This is a genomic window from Spirosoma horti (genome assembly GCF_054776595.1).
This window is the reverse complement of sequence record NZ_BAAHBQ010000003.1, coordinates 456,340-474,690: the sequence shown is the minus strand read 5'-3', so window position 1 is coordinate 474,690 and position 18,351 is coordinate 456,340. Positions and strand designations below refer to the sequence as shown.

Annotated in this window: 10 protein-coding genes; 5 read left to right on the top strand and 5 right to left on the bottom strand. The window is 50.6% G+C overall.

All coding sequences use genetic code 11. The annotated features are described in order from the left end of the window. The first annotated feature begins 8 nt into the window (after nt 1-8). The 5 genes from ACYVAM_RS09845 to ACYVAM_RS09825 all read left to right on the top strand — a co-directional run bounded on the left by ACYVAM_RS09845 (nt 9) and on the right by ACYVAM_RS09825 (nt 7,706). Nucleotides 9-1,058, top strand: a complete 1,050-nt coding sequence (locus tag ACYVAM_RS09845; RefSeq protein WP_461066385.1) for an efflux RND transporter periplasmic adaptor subunit — start codon at nt 9-11, stop codon at nt 1,056-1,058. 123 nt (nt 1,059-1,181) lie between these two features. After that, complete coding sequence (locus ACYVAM_RS09840) at nt 1,182-4,349, top strand: efflux RND transporter permease subunit (RefSeq protein ID WP_461066383.1); 3,168 nt, start codon at nt 1,182-1,184, stop codon at nt 4,347-4,349. 86 nt (nt 4,350-4,435) lie between these two features. After that, nucleotides 4,436-4,696 (top strand): acyl carrier protein, encoded by a 261-nt coding sequence (locus ACYVAM_RS09835; protein ID WP_461066381.1) that lies wholly within the window; start codon nt 4,436-4,438, stop codon nt 4,694-4,696. Between the two features lie 64 nt (nt 4,697-4,760). Further along, nucleotides 4,761-5,177 (top strand): hypothetical protein, encoded by a 417-nt coding sequence (locus ACYVAM_RS09830; RefSeq protein WP_461066379.1) that lies wholly within the window; start codon nt 4,761-4,763, stop codon nt 5,175-5,177. 198 nt (nt 5,178-5,375) lie between these two features. Next, nucleotides 5,376-7,706 (top strand): GAF domain-containing protein, encoded by a 2,331-nt coding sequence (locus ACYVAM_RS09825; RefSeq protein WP_461066377.1) that lies wholly within the window; start codon nt 5,376-5,378, stop codon nt 7,704-7,706. 21 nt (nt 7,707-7,727) lie between these two features. Here the strand turns inward: ACYVAM_RS09825 and dnaE are convergent, their stop codons facing one another. From dnaE to ACYVAM_RS09800, 5 genes are all read right to left on the bottom strand, one after another. Further along, nucleotides 7,728-11,363 (bottom strand): DNA polymerase III subunit alpha, encoded by a 3,636-nt coding sequence (gene dnaE / locus ACYVAM_RS09820; protein ID WP_461066375.1) that lies wholly within the window; start codon nt 11,361-11,363, stop codon nt 7,728-7,730. Nucleotides 11,364-11,678: 315 nt separating this feature from the next. Further along, nucleotides 11,679-12,032 (bottom strand): LytTR family transcriptional regulator DNA-binding domain-containing protein, encoded by a 354-nt coding sequence (locus ACYVAM_RS09815; RefSeq protein ID WP_461066373.1) that lies wholly within the window; start codon nt 12,030-12,032, stop codon nt 11,679-11,681. A gap of 81 nt (nt 12,033-12,113) precedes the next feature. Next, nucleotides 12,114-12,398, bottom strand: a complete 285-nt coding sequence (locus ACYVAM_RS09810; protein ID WP_461066371.1) for a hypothetical protein — start codon at nt 12,396-12,398, stop codon at nt 12,114-12,116. A gap of 469 nt (nt 12,399-12,867) precedes the next feature. Continuing rightward, nucleotides 12,868-16,863: a hybrid sensor histidine kinase/response regulator transcription factor gene (locus ACYVAM_RS09805; RefSeq protein WP_461066369.1), complete on the bottom strand. Its 3,996-nt coding sequence runs from the start codon at nt 16,861-16,863 to the stop codon at nt 12,868-12,870. A 324-nt stretch (nt 16,864-17,187) separates the two neighbouring features. Next, complete coding sequence (locus tag ACYVAM_RS09800; RefSeq protein ID WP_461066367.1) at nt 17,188-18,237, bottom strand: PD-(D/E)XK nuclease family protein; 1,050 nt, start codon at nt 18,235-18,237, stop codon at nt 17,188-17,190. Nucleotides 18,238-18,351: the final 114 nt, after the last annotated feature.

Genomic DNA, 18,351 nt, shown 5'->3' with positions numbered 1-18,351 from the left:
TCAAGACTATGAAACGGATCATTATTTTACTTGCCCTGGTTGGAACGCTCGGTCTGACCGCCTGGACGCTTCTGACCAATAAAAAAGAAGTCGAAGCGAAAGTCTACAAACCCAACCCTGACCAGAAAATAGGGGTACGCACGGCCATTGCCGAATTACGTAACCTGTCGCAGGAAACCGAATTTCTGGGCTCTTTTTCGCCGAATCGGGAGGTTGAAATCCGGCCCCAGGCAGGCGGGCAGATTATTCAGTTGCCCTTCGAGGAGGGCCAGCTTGTTGGGGCGGGCCGTTTGCTGGCCAAACTGGATGACGAACAACTGCGCTATCAGGTAGAAGGGTTGCAGGTAACCCTGGAAGGCTATCAGAATGACCTCAAGCGGTATGAGAACCTGGTAAAAGGCGACGCTACTCCTGCCGTCAACGTTGAACGGGCACAATTGAATATCCGGGCTACGGAGGCACAGATCAAACAACTAAAAAAACAGATTGCCAACACCACCATCACGGCTCCTTTCGCGGGCATCGTCACCGAGAAAATGGTTGAGAAAGGATCTGTGGTATCCGTTGGTTCGCCGATTGCGAAAATCACGGATATATCGTCGCTGAAACTAGTCGTCGATGTGCCTGAAAAAGCAATTAATCAATTCCGCACCGGACAGTCGATCGCTGTATCTACCGAAGTGTATCCGGAAGCGAACTTCACCGGACGCATTTCGATGATTGCGGCTCAGGGCGATGCGGCTCATAACTACCCCGTTGAGATTACGGTCAATAACGCCGGCAAAAACCCACTGAAAGCGGGTATGTATGGTTCGATTGCCAATACCGACAAATTGAAGACGCAGGCCTTGGCCGTTCCTCGTCAGGCTATTCTAGGATCAGCGAAACAGCCGCAGATTTATGTAATCGAAAATGGGAAAGCGGTACTGAAAGCCGTGGAGATCGGAACAACGACAAATGAATATTACGAAATAACGAAGGGACTGAAATCCGGCGATCAGGTAGTTACGAGCGGTCAGATTAACCTGCAAAATGGCACCCCGGTTGTGGCCCAGTAGAGACGCATACTTGCGTCTCATAGGCGTCAGCAACGTCAGCAAAACCATCCGGTCTGGAGACGAAGCGGTTAAAACCATCCGGTCAGGAGACGCAAATATGCGTCTCTACAAAAATAACTATCTATGAATTTTGTCGAAACAATCATCAAACGCCCTTCGCTCATTATCGTTCTGTTTGCGGTATTGACCATTGGTGGCCTGTTCAGCTATAATTTGCTGAGCTACGAGTTGCTGCCGGAATTTTCGGTGCCAACCATCACAATTACGACGGTATATCCAGGGGCTGCGCCGTCGGAAGTAGAAACAGAAGTCAGCAAAAAGATTGAGGATGCTATGTCTGGACTGGATAATCTGGACGATATAAAATCCAACTCCTACGAGAACGCTTCTGTCGTTATCGTGCAGCTCAAAGCAGGAACCGATATTGAGCTGGCCATGCAGGACGCCCAACGGGAAATCAATAAAATGCAAAGCGATCTGCCCGACGATGCCGAAACACCTTCATTGGCCAAAATATCGCCTAGTGATCAGCCAATTATGCAGCTGTTGGCTACCTCGACGCTGCCAAATGAGGTTTTTTACCAGCAGATGGAAGACCGGTATTTGCCCCAGCTTCAGCAAATTGGTGGTGTTGCCGAAATTACGATGGTGGGTGGCGATAAGCGTGAAATTCGGGTCAACGTCAATGACGATAAGTTGAATTATTACGGTCTGTCGCTCCTTCAGGTTACGCAGGCGATCAACCAGGCCAACGTGGATTTCCCGACGGGGAAAGTAAAGAGCACGACCGAGAACATGACGCTGCGGCTGGCAGGTAAATTCAGATCGCTGGACGATATTCGAAAGTTGGTGATCGTAACCCCCGCATCGGTAGGTCGGCCCAATGGTAGTCCTATCCGTGTGGGTGATGTTGCCGACGTAACCGACGGCCTGACCGAGCCAACCAGCATCAGCCGTTACAACGGACAGAATGGTATCGGTATCTTCATTAAGAAACAGTCCGATGCCAATGCGGTCGATATCAGTCGGTTGGTGCAGGAAAAACTGGCTGCTATTTCGAAGGAGAACGCCAAGGACCATGTGAAGTTTGTTATTGCCGACGATACCAGCATCACCACGCTGGCCTCTGTCGAAGCCGTTACGCATGATTTATTTCTGGCCATTGCGCTGGTGGCAATTGTGATGCTGCTCTTTCTGCACAGCCTACGGAACGCCTTCATTGTCATGGTATCCGTACCGGCATCACTCATTTCCGCTTTCCTGTTCATGTATGTCATGGGCTATTCGCTCAACTTGATGACGCTGCTGGCCCTTTCGCTGGTGATCGGGATTCTGGTCGATGACTCGATCGTGGTGCTGGAAAACATTCAGCGACACATGGAAATGGGTAAAAATCGCTGGCAGGCTACGCTGGATGGTATGAAAGAAATTGGCTTTGCCGCCGTAGCCATTACGCTGGTAATTGTGGTGGTATTTGTTCCGATTACGTTTGTGAACTCGGTCATTGCTGACTTGTTGCGCCAGTTTTCGCTGACGGTGGCCTTTGCGACGATGGTCAGTCTGCTGGCCAGCTTCACCCTGACTCCCTGGATGACCTCACGGCTGGCCAAACTCGAAACCCTGAACCCGAAAAATCCTTTTCAGGCGTTTTTGCTCTGGTTCGAAGGGCAATTGACGAGTCTGACGAAATGGTATCGTGGCAGTCTGGAATGGGTATTGAGCCACAAACTGGCCTTCACGGGTATTCTGGTTGCCATTTTTGCGGCCACTGCCTGGGTAATGAGTCTGGGGATTATCGGTTCACAATTCGTTGCCCAGGGTGATCAGGGTAAGTTTCTACTGACGATGAAAGTTGACAAGAGTGCGTCGCTGCAACAGAATAATCTGACGGCCCGACGTATTGAAGAATACCTCCAGAAAAAACCGGAAGTACAGAACATATTCGCTAACGTAGGTGGCGCCAGTACCGGCGTAAACAGTACCGGGCAGGGCGAAACCAACCGGACGGAACTAACAGTGCAACTAGCGGAAGCCAGCGAACGACCCGGTAATGTACCTACGGAGCAATACATGATCAACGTCAGGAAAGAATTGGAGGCACGTTTCCCGGCCATCGAATTCAATTCATCCATCATCGGTATGGTTAACACCGGGTCGCCCATTGAGATTTTCCTCAGTGGTGACGATCTCAATCAAAACTTGGAAGCCGCTCAGAATCTGGCGAACCGTATTGCCAGAACACCGGGCGCCAACGACGTAAACGTATCCATCGAGTCGGGTAATCCGGAAGTTCGGGTCGAAATAGACCGCGAGAAAATGGCCAAGTTAGGGCTCAACATATCGACCGTTGGCGGCACGCTGCAAAATGCGTTTGCGGGCAACGACGACTCTAAATTCCGGGATAAAGGGGAAGATTACGATATTCGGGTGATGCTCGATGCCTTCGATCGCAAGAACCCGGATGACGTAAAAAGCATCAACTTCTTCAGTCCTACGGCTAATCGTCCGGTGCGTCTGGCCGAGTTTGCCAACGTAACCCTGAGCAACGCACCCTCGCTGCTGGAACGCAAAAATCGTCGGTCAGCCGTAACCATCACGGCCAACATGCTGGGGACCGGATCTGGAACGCTGATCAGTGCAATTCGGGCTGATCTGATCAAGAATCCAATGCCCGCCGGTATTTCGGTGAGTTGGGGGGGCGATGCTAAAAATCAGGACGAGGGCTTCGGCTCGCTGGGGCTGGCCATGTTGATCGGTCTGATGCTGGTTTACTTTATCATGGTGTTGCTTTACGACAGCTTTATCTATCCGTTTGTGGTTATGTTCTCCGTGCCCGTGGCAGTGATCGGTGCCCTGCTCGTGCTGGCGCTCACCTCGTCCGACATTGGTATTTTCTCCATGCTGGGCTTCCTGATGCTGATTGGGCTGGTGATAAAAAATGCCATTCTGATCGTCGATTTTGCCAACCAGCAGAAAGCGGAAGGGGTGCCTTTCCGGGTCGCTATCCTGCACGCGGGCGAAGAACGACTCCGGCCTATTCTGATGACGACCATTGCCATGGTGATTGGGATGATTCCCATTGCCACGGCTAAAGGGATGGGAGCCGAGTGGAAAAACTCACTGGCCTGGGTCTTGATCGGTGGTCTGAGTAGTTCAATGATTCTGACCATTTTCCTGGTGCCGATGATGTATTATATCGTTGACCGGATACAGGAAAAATGGGCCACCTTTCGGGGTAAGTCGAAGGCAGATAACGTTCAGCAGGTGACTGTTGCCGAGCCAATTCACTAAAAATACCATCGACCGGTTACTAAACTAGTAACCGGTCGTATTAAGTGCTTCTTGTAACGCTGTAAAACGTATTATCAGTTGCCATCATGACACGTCAACAATTAAACAATCGCTTACTCGACGTATTCACCAACATAGGTCTGAGTGTAACGGCTCTGTCTGATCAGGCGCACTTCAGCCGGGATCTGGGCCTCGATTCCCTGGACATAACCGATTTGATGCTCCAAATTGAAACCAGTTTCAGTATTCGGATTCCCGATGAAGACTGGTGGTCTATACGAACGGTTGGCCAATTGAAAACATACCTGGCCGGAGAAGTTATTTTCGATGGCGGCTCCCTTACTTAATGCATCAATTATAGAAAAGAGAACGTATAGGTCAGATCGTTTAATAAGTCTCAACAACCAACCAATGACAACCTCACATTCAGATATCTCAACGGCAGTACTTCTGGCCGATTATGAACGTTGGTTACAATTTGTAACGGCCTCTCGGTCTACTATCCGTAATTATGATTGTCAACTCGTTCAAATCGGGAAAATACATACCGATCTTAGCATATTGAGCCAGTATCTGCGCGAGTGTATGCACCAGCGCAGTCAGTTTTTTGGTGAGTTAGCCTTGTTACTGACCGAAAAAGTGGCGCAACTTCGTGTTGACTTAACCAATGAAGTACTTATTCGGAAACTTACACTGGCACATGCTGCCATGCAAACGCTGATTGAGCAGTTGACCGACGTCGTCGGCGAAATAGACGAATCGTACAGATCGCTGGCAGTTCCCGCCCTCTCAAAGTTAGGAAGGGCGTCATTGTTAGTTGATAATTGATAAGATAGGCCTCCGTTCTATGCTATCTTTCAGTGGATTAGCTCCCGGTACTGGTTTTCGCCGGGAATTGATATTATTTTTTGCGTGTTCCGCTAAGATGCCACTGGCCGGTACAGTTGCCGGCCTGAAGGCGTCAACGTATCGGCCTGATCTGGATCCATTCAGGAAGTACCAGCTTCAGGATACCAAGCATGAATTATGGAACAATTGTACGCTATTGATCAGGTTGACCCACCAATTGCCTTTCGGTTATCGTTTCAACCTTTTATAAATTATCTGAACGACCAGCGTAAGCAGGCATCCTCTGCAGCCCTCTCCCAATTTTATAGCTATCTGATTGACCAGTTTACGCCTGTTTTGTCGTCTGATACACCAACAGATTTACTGCCTGCTGATCAGCTCGCGGAACTCTTTCAGCTGGCAACGGTAGCGGTACTGCCCCTGACCGGGGCTAGTCAGGACATCGCTTTTGCGTTTGGCCTGCCTGAGCCCATGACGATGTATTGCCCGTCAACGGCTTTTTCTGAGCTGGTCCAGCAGTTTCCGAATTTGTTGGTCGAGTTGCGTGATCAAACCAAAACGTTAAACAAGCAACGCTTACTTTATCAGCTTATTCTGGAAAGAACTTACGGCATTCGAACGACAGCCCAGACCGTTCTTTCTGTTCCCTTCCAGCGGGACGTAAATGGGTTGATGAGGTATTACCGGATGGATATAAACATGTCGTTCGTAGAAGTGAAGGCCAATGGAGTGGTACCCCCCCTGCAACAGGCTTGGGTTGATTATGCTAATGGCACTAGCAAAACGCCCCCAGTTAGCAATCCTTTACGCGTTAATGAGTTTATAATCGAAGGTTTTTCCTTCTTTAAAATTGAGGATATAACCGAAGCGCAGACTATTCAGCAACTGCAGGATGTATTTGCGCATCTGCAGTCGGATACGGAAACGGCTATCTACCAGCGGTTTGAAAACGCGTTGCGTAACTTATGTGGACAATCTGATCTGCAAATTAGTATCGTGCCGTTGCCGCAGGTAAATGGCTCGTTTGTCGATCATCCTGATCTCCGTACACGGAGTATCTTTCTGCGCCAGTCCGGTATCAATTTTCAGGGGACTATTGACGATACGACGGTGCAGAAAAAGTTACGAAACGTTATTCAGCACCCCATTCCTTATCTGTTCCCCGATCTTGATGGTATACCCGAGACGGAGCGAGAGTTACTTACTCAGAAAGGTATCCGGAGTTTTTTGATGTACCCGATCACGACCACCAGCGAGGTGCTCGGTATTCTGGAAATGGGTAGCCGGCATCGAAATGCGCTCAATGAGCAAATATTAACGAAAATCGATCGCATCATGCCGTTAATCCAGGAATTACTGCGGTATCAGTTGCGCCAATTTCATGATACGCTGGAAAGATTGATAAAAAAACAGTTTACGTCGCTACAGCCCGCCGTTGAATGGAAATTTTATGAGGTTGCCTGGGAGTCATTACGGCTGAAACAGAATCTGTCGGCCAATGCGAGCGGAATGCGGGTCGAGTTTTCGCAGGTATATCCCTACTACGGCGCCATCGATATTCGTGATTCGTCCATCGAGCGGCATAAAGCGGTTCGGCAGGATTTGCTGGATCAACTGACCGTTGTTAACGAACTGCTGAACCAGATTCCACGGCCCGCCGATGCTGACCACTTCGACCGTATCTTGGCCCAATGTCGGCATTGGTTGAAGAAACTGACGGCAAGCCTGAAATTTAATGACGAGCAAAATATTACGTATTTCCTGGCGCAGGAACTGCATCCTTTTTTGCGACAATTGCTGCCCTATCAGGAGGAGTGGGGCCTCTCGCTCCAGCAGTATTTCAACAGAACGGACCCCCAGACGGGGCAGTTCAATCAGGCGTTGAAAGTATATGAGCGCAGTATGAACTGGATCAATGCGACGATAAACGATTATATTAACCAGGAGGAAAAGAAGTCACAAGCCATTTACCCTCACTACTTTGAACGGTATCGGACCGATGGAATGGAGTATACCGTGTACGCTGGACAGTCCATCGCTCCCCACCAGCCGTTCGATCAGGATTACTGCCGGAGATTATCCGAATGGCAACTGACATCGATGGTCGAAATGGCGCAGTTGACGCATCGTCTGGTTCCGTTACTGCCGCTACCGCTGCGAACGACCCAATTGATTTTGGTCCATACACACCCGGTAGACATCGCTTTCCGACAGGATGAGCGCCGGTTTGACGTGGAAGGTTCTTACAGTATTCGGTATGAGGTACTTAAGAAGCGTATCGACAAAGCCTACATTGAAGGCGGTCAGCAGCGATTAACGCAACCCGACACCATTGCCATGGTCTATAGCCATAGCATGGAATTGACGGATTATCTGCCGGTGATCACCCAGTTACAAGAGCGGGGCATGCTACAACCAGACATGGAATATCTGGATATAGAGCCTCTACAGGGCGTTGCCAATCTGAAAGCCTTACGGCTGCATATCAAGTACACCGATGCGCTGTAAAACCAGTTGACGATATCACCGCTACGCCACCTTACACGTCACGCCATCAATAGCCTCCAGTGCCCGCAGGAATGTGTTGGCAGGAGAGACCTTCAGCGTTCGGGACTGCAAGCTGACTTCGATACGCTCGTTATGATCGATCACGTTCAGCGAGAGCGTACAGGTGCCGGGGTGTGCATTGACCAGTTCATTGATTTTGGCAACCAGTTGCGCATTCAGGGCGTCGATGGTTAGGGATACGCGGAGCTCTTTGCAGAACTTTTCGCGCATGTCGTTCAGTAGCCGGATACTCGTTGGTTTGAACTCCAGTTGTTCCGAACCCCATTTGTTCTGGGTCTTGCCGGTGATGTGCAGAAAACGGCCCACTTCGATGTATTGAACCAGCCGAACGTAGTCATCACCAAAAAGAGCCATTTCCAGCGAGCTATTGTAATCTTCTACTTTGAATATACAAAATGGGTTGCCACTTTTGGTCACGCGCATTTGTACGGCCGATACAATACAGCCAACTTTAATTTCAGCCTGTTTCGTCTCGAAAAGATTAGCTAACGTAGCGTTACAGAACCCATCCATTTCGAGTTTGAACTCATCGAGTGGGTGGCCCGTAATGTAAAAGCCGACAACGTCCTTCTCGAATTTGAGCTTTTCGATCTGGTTCCACTCCGTTACAGTGGGGGCTTTAGGACGGGAAAGCATTGGTTCGCCCCCCATCATGGCACCAAACAGCGACTGTTGAGCGGCCGCCTTTTCGGCGTGGTAATTGTTGGCGTACCGAATAATTTTGTCCAGGAAGGGTGACGTATCTCCTTCGCCCATCTCGAAATATTGGGCCCGGTGGTATTCGTCGATGCTGTCGAAGGCACCCGCGTAGGCCAGCGATTCCCACGTTTTTTTGTTCACCGTGCGGAGATTGACCCGAATGGCAAAGTCGAAAATATCCTTGAATGGGCCACCCGCTTTCCGCTCCTCAATGATGGCTTCGACAGCCGCATCGCCCGCGCCTTTGATACCGCCCAGACCAAATCGGATTTCGCCCTTTTTATTAACCCCAAAAAATCGCTCCGATTCATTGACATCGGGCCCCAGAACTGGGATGTTAATGTTCTTACATTCCTCCATGAAGAACGTAATTTTGTCAATCGTGCCCAGGCAGCTTGTCAGGACAGCCGCCATATACTCCGAGCGGTAATGCGCTTTCAGATAAGCCGTTTGGTAGGCGACGAAGGCGTAGCAGGTTGAGTGCGATTTGTTGAAGGCGTATGAAGCAAAAGCTTCCCAGTCGGTCCAGACTTTCTCGCAGACTTTCAGTGGCAAATTATTGGAGGCACAGCCGTCCATAAACTTGCCCTTCATTTTATCCAGCGTGGCTTTGTCCTTTTTCCCCATCGCCTTCCGCAGCACGTCGGCGTCGCCCTTGGTGAAATTGCCGAGTTTTTGCGACAACAGCATCAACTGCTCCTGATACACCGTAATGCCGTAGGTATCTGCCAGGTACTCCTCCATTTCGGGCATGTCGTACTTGACCTCTTCCCGACCGTGTTTCCGGTTAATGTAGTTCGGGATGTAGGCAATCGGCCCCGGCCGGTAAAGGGCATTCATGGCAATGAGGTCACCAAAGCGGTCAGGCTTCAGATCCTTCATGTGCTTTTTCATGCCGTCGGATTCAAACTGGAAAACGGCGTTGGTTTCGCCCCGTTGGAAAAGCTTGTATGTTTCTTCATCGTCCAGCGGAATATCATCGATATCCGTTTCAACACCGTTGATGAAAAAACCACCATGATTTTGCCGAATGAGCCGCAAGCATTCCTTGATGATCGTCAGGTTGCGAAGCCCCAGAAAGTCCATCTTGATTACGCCCGCATCCTCAATGACTTTTCCTTCATACTGTGTGATAATCAGGTTCGTATCTTTTGATGTCGATACCGGAACAATATCGGATAAGTCACTGGGCGCGATGATAATTCCGGCTGCGTGAAGCCCTGTATTGCGAACCGTGCCTTCGAGTTTGCGCGCTTGCTTGAGGACGGCCGATACTTTTTCGTAATCGACAATCCGCATGGCCTGGGCCGCACTTTTGTCTCCCGATTCGAGCGCCCGCATCCGCTTCACGTTTTCAAGCTCTTCTGGCTGAATAACGTTCGACAGCCCACCCGGCCCTTCGAGTGGATCCTCAAAGATGCGTTTGAGCGTCATGTTGTACGTCGGCTTGTCGGGCACGAGCTTCACTACGGCATTGGCGTCCTGTAGGGGCAAATCCATCACCCGGGCCACGTCTTTAATGGACGATTTCGACGCCATGGTGCCATACGTAACGATTTGGGCTACCTGCGACTTTCCGTACTTCTGCACCACATAATCAATCACCTTCTGACGGCCTTCATCGTCGAAGTCCGTATCGATATCGGGCATTGATTTCCGGTCGGGATTCAGGAACCGCTCGAATAGCAAGTCATATTTAATGGGGTCGATATTGGTGATTCCCGTACAATAGGCCACGGCGCTACCCGCGGCCGAACCACGGCCGGGGCCGATCATAACGCCTAAATCGCGCCCCGCCTTAATGAAGTCGGCTACGATGAGGAAGTACCCGGCAAAACCCATTGTTTTGATGGTAAACAGCTCAAAGTCAAGGCGCTCCTGAATGTGTGGCAGGATGTCGACATAGCGTTCCTTAGCGCCCGTGTAGGTCAAATGGCGCAGGTATTCCCACTGGTTGAGTACGTCGTCGCTATGCTGCTGAAACTCCTGCGGAATCGGGAAGTTGGGCAGCATAATGTCCCGCTTGAGCTTAAGCGTCTCTACTTTTCCAACGATCTCGTTGGTATTGTCGATGGCTTCGGGCAGGTCTTTGAAAAGCGTAGTCATCTCCTGCGTGTTCTTAAAATAGAACTGATCGCTGAAGAAGGCAAAGCGCGTATTCTTGGGCATTACATCGTCGTCGCTGAAATCTTTCATTGACGGCGTACTCTGTTTTTCGTTGGTGTTCACGCAGAGCAGAATGTCGTGCGCTACCCAGTCGTCCTGATCGACGTAGTGCGAATCGTTGGACGCAATGATTTTGACGTTGTATTTCCGGGCAAACTTGATCAGTATTTCGTTGGCTTTGATCTGATCGGGAATCTCATGGCGCTGTAGCTCAACGTAATAATCTTCCCCAAACCGATCGAGCCACCACTTAAACTCAATTTCGCCCGCTTCTTCGCCCTTCTTGAGAATGGTCTTCGGAACGGAGGCTCCGATGCAGCAGGTAGACGCAATCAGGCCCTCTTTATATTTATCAATAAGCTCTTTCGTTACACGGGGATATTTGCCGTAAAGACCCTCCATATAGCCCAGTGAGCACAATTTTGCCAGGTTTTTGTACCCCTGAGCATTTTTGGCCAGCAGGAGCTGGTGGTATCGGATGTCTTTCTGCTCTTTGGTGAACTGTTTTTTTGTATGGTCTTCCACCACATAAAATTCGCAACCGACAATGGGTTTGATACCCTGTTTGCTGGCTTCGGCCACAAATTCAAATACGCCGAACATGTTGCCGTGATCCGTGATGGCAACGGCGGGCATATTATCGGCTTTCGCCTTCTTGATCAGCTTTTTAATATCGGCCTGACCATCGAGCAGCGAGTATTGAGTATGGCAGTGGAGGTGAGAGAATTGCATATTTCTAAATTATCTGAACCGCACGGGCGGCCCCGCAGAAGTGCGTTCGTATGTAAAAATAGGCAAACCATTGGGCAAACTGCCAGCGAAGGGCCGGGATTTTTTTAATGATTCTGATAAGGGCCTGAGGGTGAAAGGGAAGAAGTGAAGAAGTCAAAGGAGCGGGTGCGCCTGTTGTAACCTCCTCCCAATTATGGGCTCATACAAACGCTTGTAATCTGACTGTCTGAATGACCTGGTTTTTAAGCGATCAGCTAATCAGTCATCCTGGCCGTTCTGCTTAATAAAATCCTGTAATTCTTTTTTGACTATCGACTACCGCCGTCGGGAGATGGCAATGTCGACTCCTGTGGAAAGACGTAGTAGGGGACCACGGTGGGTCAACTGAGTTTTCTGCACAAAATCCCGGTTGATTACGCAGTTCTGGTGAACACGGATAAAGGCACTCATCGGTAATTGGTTGACATAATGCTTCAACGTATAGGCCATCATCTGTCTGGTCCCATCGTTCCAGTATAGCCAGCTGTAGCCCCGTATTCCTTTAATCATGATCAAATCAGTAATTGGTTTACTTTTCCAGCCGGCGCGAAAATCATTGATACGTATGGATCTGATACTGTCCGAAAGAACAGAACAATCAGTAATGGGAACTGAAAACGGAGAATTCATATATAACGTTGGATAAGGGTAACCGGATTAATTAAGACACCCTGACGGGTACATCGTACGTTTTTTAGCCAGCAGGCTTGGTCACTTGGCCCATTTTTGCAAGGATTTGAATCGGTTCCAGTCCCGGATAGCTCCATCCTGATCATTCATATCATATTTGGTCAGAGCCCGAATCTGATAAGCAAGATGATTGGTAGGATGGAGCAACAAAACTTCATTACACGTGGCAAGAGCATGCTCACACTGCTTACTCAGGCGTAACTCAGCCGCCTGTTTTAAGCGAGTTGATATCTCTTTATTCATAGCGAGGGTCAGTTCAGTAGGCCGGGGTTTTTCCTGCCTGAAAAGCTTTTTTAGGAAGTTCATAACCGAGGGGTATTTAATTGCAGATTCATAAAGATTAATGTATTTCTACCAAGCCGGTAAGCCTGGTTTTACCGGCTTGGCCCTGGAGATTGGGCTGGGATGCCGGGTCCTCAAAAGTAGACTAACCCCGTTTGTCCGACTCTTACGCTGGTAACACATCCTCTTGCTGTGGTAACAGATACTGAAAAAAAGCCCGTTACAGGGTCTTGTGGGTACTATAATTAGGTGTAACCCGGCAGGTGGGTGGCCCATCAGGGCATTAAACAAAGCTGGGGCGACCTCCTGGAACCAGCCCAACGGGTGACCATGTCCAAGGGTAGCTGCTGGTTGGGGGAAGCCAAACGTGGAGAGCCCGGTCGGCGCGGTTTGGGGCGCGAAAACGCAGCCATACGGGTGGGACGTTAAGCGCTTTGGATTACCTGCGAGAAGATAGGCCGTCATTAAAACGGCACACGAGTAAGGCCGCGATTTAGACGGGCCGGGTAATAAAGCGGGAAGGGGGCTGGCCAAACTGTTCGCGGAAACACTGACCGAAGTAGGAGGGATTCTCAAAGCCCACCGCGTAAGCCGACTGGCTAACGGATAATCCCTGTTGCAGAAAGGCGATCGACTGCTTGAGTCGGTACTCCCGAATGAAGTCGGTGGCCGGTAAGCCCACCAGCGCTTTGAGTTTACGGTAAAGCTGCATTCGGCTTAAATTGGCCTGCATCGCCAGTTGTTCCGCCCCGAATGAGGCATCGTCCAGATGCGTATCTAGAATTTGGTACAGCGTTTGAATAAATGGATGCGCTGGTTCGGACGAGGTTTCTGGCGATTGTAGCTCCGCCCGAATCTTCTCACCCAGTCGGCGCTGGGTGGCCAGCAAATTGCGTACCCGCAGGCACAGTTCGGCTACATGGAACGGTTTAGTCAGATACTCGTCGGCACCTAGCCGTAGCCCCTGCATTCGGCTATCCAGACTTACTTTGGCCGTGAGTAAGAGTACTGGAATATGATCGGTACCGGCATCGGTTTTTAGCCGCTGGCAGAGTTCGTAACCGCCCAGGCGGGGCATCATTACGTCGCTGATGATCAGATCAGGTAGCAGCCGTCGGGCCTGTTCCAGGCCAGCCAGACCATCTGCGGCCCGATGTACGGTGTAATAAGGGGGCAAGCTGGCGGTGATAAACTGGGCCATATCCTCATTGTCTTCTACCAGCAACAACACGGCGGGTTCATCCTGGGATGAGTCTGCAGCCTCCTTGTCAAGAGCAGGCTCCTCGCGGGCCACCTCCTCTTGAGCACTCCCTGCCTGACTGGCGGTCACTACATCGGTAACGGGTTGATAGGGGAGCCAGACCCGGAACGTGGTGCCCTGGCCTGGATGGCTCTCGACCCGGATGGTTCCCTGTTGCAGATCGATCAGTTCGTTCACCAGCGCCAGCCCAAGGCCCGTTCCTGTTGGCTGAGGATCGACACTTTTCTCGACTCGGTAAAACCGCTCAAAGAGGTGTGCCAGGTGGTCAGCATCCAGGCCGATGCCGGTGTCGGCTACCGTCAGGTGAAAGCCGTCCTGCGCGTGCAACGTTACGGTTACCCGGCCCGGTTGCTGAAGACTGCCTGGCGTAAACTTGAGCGCATTGGCCACCAGATTCGTTACGATGCGCTCCAGCTTGTCGGCATCGAACCAGTACAGGCCCGTTTCTTCGGGTTGGTACACCAGGTCAATGTGCGCCGTGGTGGCTGCTACGGCAAATCCTTCCAGCAACTGGCCTACCACGACATCAGGCCGCCCCGATACCAGCGTTAGCGTCATCTGCTGGGCATCCAGCCGGGCTAGGTCCATGAGCTGATTAACTAGCCCCAGCAACTGCCGGGCATTTCGCTCCACCAGCGTCAACCGTTCGCCATAGGGCGTCTGTTTCAAGTCACTTAGCAACGTTTCCACCGGCGACAGAATCAAGGTCAGCGGTGTACGGAACTCGTGGGTGATGTTGGCAAAAAATCGGGATTTAGTCTCGTCAAGCTGCAACAGATCCTGCGCCTGTCGAGTAATGGTCTGGGTGGCCTCGTTGATCTGGGTTTGTAACCGGATCTGGGCCTGCTGGTAGCGCCATTCCCGCCACTGGCCCCAGGCCCAAATCCCGCCCAACAACAGAAATGCCAGGGAAATGCCAAACCAGCCACGCATATAAAACGGCCGCAACACCCGCACCCCAATGGAGAGCGTAGCCGACGACATTCGACCGTCGGCGGCCTGCCCCCGAATAAGCAGTTGGTGGTCGCCGTAGGGCAGGTTGCCCAACCGCAGCGAGGACTCCGTCTGGTAGCGCCAGGTATTATCCACCCCCTTGAACTGGTAGGCGTACGTATTCTTCTGGGCATCGGTATAGTTGAGCAGCGCGAAATCAATAATACTGCTCCGGTCGTTGGGCAGCAGTGTGATCTGATTGGTCCTGAGCAGTTGCGCCGTCTTATCGACCAGCGTATTGCGCTCGGCATCGAACTGGTGGAAAGAAACTACCCGCAGAGGCAGGGAGGGCAGCGGGGGTTCGGCGTCAAAATCACGCGGATCGAAGGCCGTTACGCCGTTAAGACCGCCGAAATAAAGTCGTCCCTGCGCATCCTGATAGTGGGCGATACGGTTGAACTCGTTGTGTGTGATACCCTCCTGCACCGTATAGGACCGAGTGGTGAGCCGGACCGGATCGAACTGCATGATACCGTTATCACTACTGAGCCAGAGGTGACCCCGCCGGTCGGCATACACCGCGTAAATGTTATCGTTGTTCAACCCCTCAGCCCGTTTAAACTGGCGGTAGCGGCTCCGGGCGCGATCCCAGCGCACCAGTCCGGCATTGGCCGTAGCCAGCCAGAAGAGTCCATTGGGCGCCTGGTAAAAATGCTGGTAGCTATCGGCGGGTAGTTTGTGGGCTCCCAGGCCACCCCGCCAGTAGCGGGCCGTAACGCCCGTTCGCGAGTCGAGGGTGTAGAGCCCCGTGGTGGCGCAGAGCCAGATCGTGCCCTGGCGGTCGGTGCCAATGTGCAGGACGTGCGCCTGGGCTAATTCGGGAAACTGGTTATAGCCCCGGAAAGGAGTTATCCGGTTGGTGGCCGGGTCGACCAGCCACAAACCGGGATCGCCACCGGCCAGCAACCGGCGGGGGTTGGCCGAAAAGGGATGAATGGTCCAAACGGCTCCCGGGCCGGGTAGGGGCATCACGGTGCTTTTAGTCGTTCGGTAATCATAGGCGACCAGCGTATAGCCTTCGCCTAAGTAGAGTTTACCCGCCAGGTTACCGCTCAAACTAAGCAACGACCGCGGCCTCTCCATCAGCAGGCGGGCCGATGCCCCCGAACGTCGGCTGGCGAATAAACCTAAACCATTCTCCAGATTCGTGAAGAGCGTATCACCTACGGCGGTAATACCCCGAACGGCGGGTTGTTTCCCGTTGCCAGATTGATAGAATAAACGCTGAAAATAGTTCTGTCTGACCTGGATCTGGTAGAGGCCAAAGCTAGTTCCCAACCAGAAGCCCCCATTTTTATCCCGAAAAAAGCTCCGGTTATCAATCAAGCCGCTGGCCAGTTGATCGCTGATATCGAGTGTAACTTTCCCGGTGGAGTCCCGCAACTGGCTACCATTCCAGACAAGTCCGTTCCGGTCAAAGGCATAGCCAAGTTGTCGTTGCAGTTTCTCGGATTTGATGAGGTCAATGGATTGTTCCTGACGACGACCCGAGCCGTCGATTTTAAACAGTTGGCCTGTAGAAGGGGACTTTGCGTCTGGTACGACCCTGTAAAAGAATTCCGTACTGGCATGGCGCTGGCCTAAACAGGTGATGATACTTCCTGAGTGGTCGTAGGTACGCAGTACGCGCCCGTCCGGCGTTAGTTCCACCAGTTGTTTCTGGTTGGCAATGGCCCAAACGGTGTTGTGTGGGGTAACGGCCACTAGCGTCAATGTCGTGTACTGGGGTAATGACACCGTCTTCAGACCCAACCTGGGATGGTAGCTATTCAGTTTGACTGGCTGGTAATCCACAAAGAATATCGTTCCGTCAGGACCATTCAACAGCAACTGCGGCAATGCCGGGGATCGGTTGTGTCGGGACTGATGAAAGCGTTTCTGAAAGGAGGTGGCCACACCCGTTACCGGATCAAATAGGGTGATGGCTGATTTGCCCTCAGGCCCCAAGAGCCATAGCAGCCCGTCAGCATCCTGGGCAATGGATTGGATATCATCAAAATCGAGCCCGTTTTTCTCCCGGGTATAGGTGGTGAAGGTAGCCCCGTCGAAGCGACTAAGGCCCAGTTTGGTGCCGAACCACATAAAGTCCCGGCGGTCCTGAAAAATAGCGTTCACTTCGCGGTGGGCCAGCCCCTGCTCGAACCCATAGTGCTGAACGGAGGCCGCAAAATGCTGCGCTCTGGCTGTTGAGTAGTAACTGAGGAAGAAGGCAAAAACCAGGCTGAGCGCTTTCAATTTGTAGTATATTAATGCCTGGTTCTGGGATTAGAAGTCAAATATAAGTGGTATATTATTCTAAAAGGTATACTAGATGGGTATTAATTGGTCGCTCTCATGAGTCACGCTGACCTGTTACCCCGATTTTTCGCATGGCTCCTTGTATACACATTCCCCGCTCATCGTGAACCAGGCAAACGACTTTCTGGAAAAAGCTTAACAGTCACTGCACCATAGAGCCAATCTGGCTGTAGACTCTTTTGCATATTGACGTTAGGCCGGTTTGGCCTTAGTAGATCGATAATTTACGACTCCTGTTTCGACAGACTCACTGCTAAGGGATCAGGACAAGTTAGGGAAAGCTGTATCCAGAATTTGTTGTGCTTTCTTTAAGGTTTCCAAAGTAGCTTCGAAATCTAGCTTATTATCTTTTGATTTTCTGTAATCGCCTTTCCAGCGAGCTACAGTCATATAGAGTCCGTTCCCCATTCGTTTGGGACGCTCTACTTCTGTATGGACTGCCCTTAATTTATCGTAAGCTTCCTCACGAGCTTGTGCTCGCTTCTGGGCGTCCTCTACCTTAATCTTGAAGCAAAGAGAGTTATTCTCAAGTTGTAAATAGGGTGTATAAAATTCCCCGGTCAATTCTTTAAAATACCACCAAAAGCCAAAGAAGCCGCCCGAAGGGTTGGCAATGTAATTCCAGTTCGCGGCATCGCTATTTGTAACGTCATAAAGTTGGCTTCGTTTATCGTACAGACTCATGAAGAATCCACGCCAGTCATTAGGGTCCCAGTTACTGGTACTATCTACTTTAGTTAATTCTTTAACGCCATATTGATTAACTACATACTCCATGTGCTCTAAATGAGCTAAGAAATCATCGTAAATGGCATTTTTAACTTGTGTGCTTCCCCGTTTTAGTAGATTCAGAAAATCCTTCCGTAAATATGTTTTATACTGGCCTACATCAAACTTCGACTGGTAGCCCGTTTTAAAATATATTGGTACAATCTGTTCAGCCGTAAAATTCTTAATAGCATTCTCGTAATATCTTCCCAATTGACCTGAATGATGGTCAGTATGCGTTTTGTCTTCAATTAAGATTGCCAGCCTATCATCGCCAGACTTCTCGTTGACTGTTATCAATACATCTAATTTTTCAACTTGTCTCTCAACATCAATGGTCCTGACATTAGACATGTCGTAGGACGGCTTATGTTTATGAATTAACGAAGCAATAAATTCGCAGGCAACTTGGTGTAATTGAGCATCGACAGACTTGAAGGCTGGATCAGCCCAGGCGGCAAGCCAGCATATAAACGCATCTTGTGATAGCTCACTAGTGGCATAGCTAAACAAATTTGGTCGGTGCCTACTTTCCGTTGTCATTATTCTATTCCGTCCCGTTTACTGAATACTCATCCGAAGTGCCTCCGACGATCATTCTACTTTCTTAAAGGCCGTAGGCTCAACTTATGAAAAAAATGCTTTAACCTATAAACC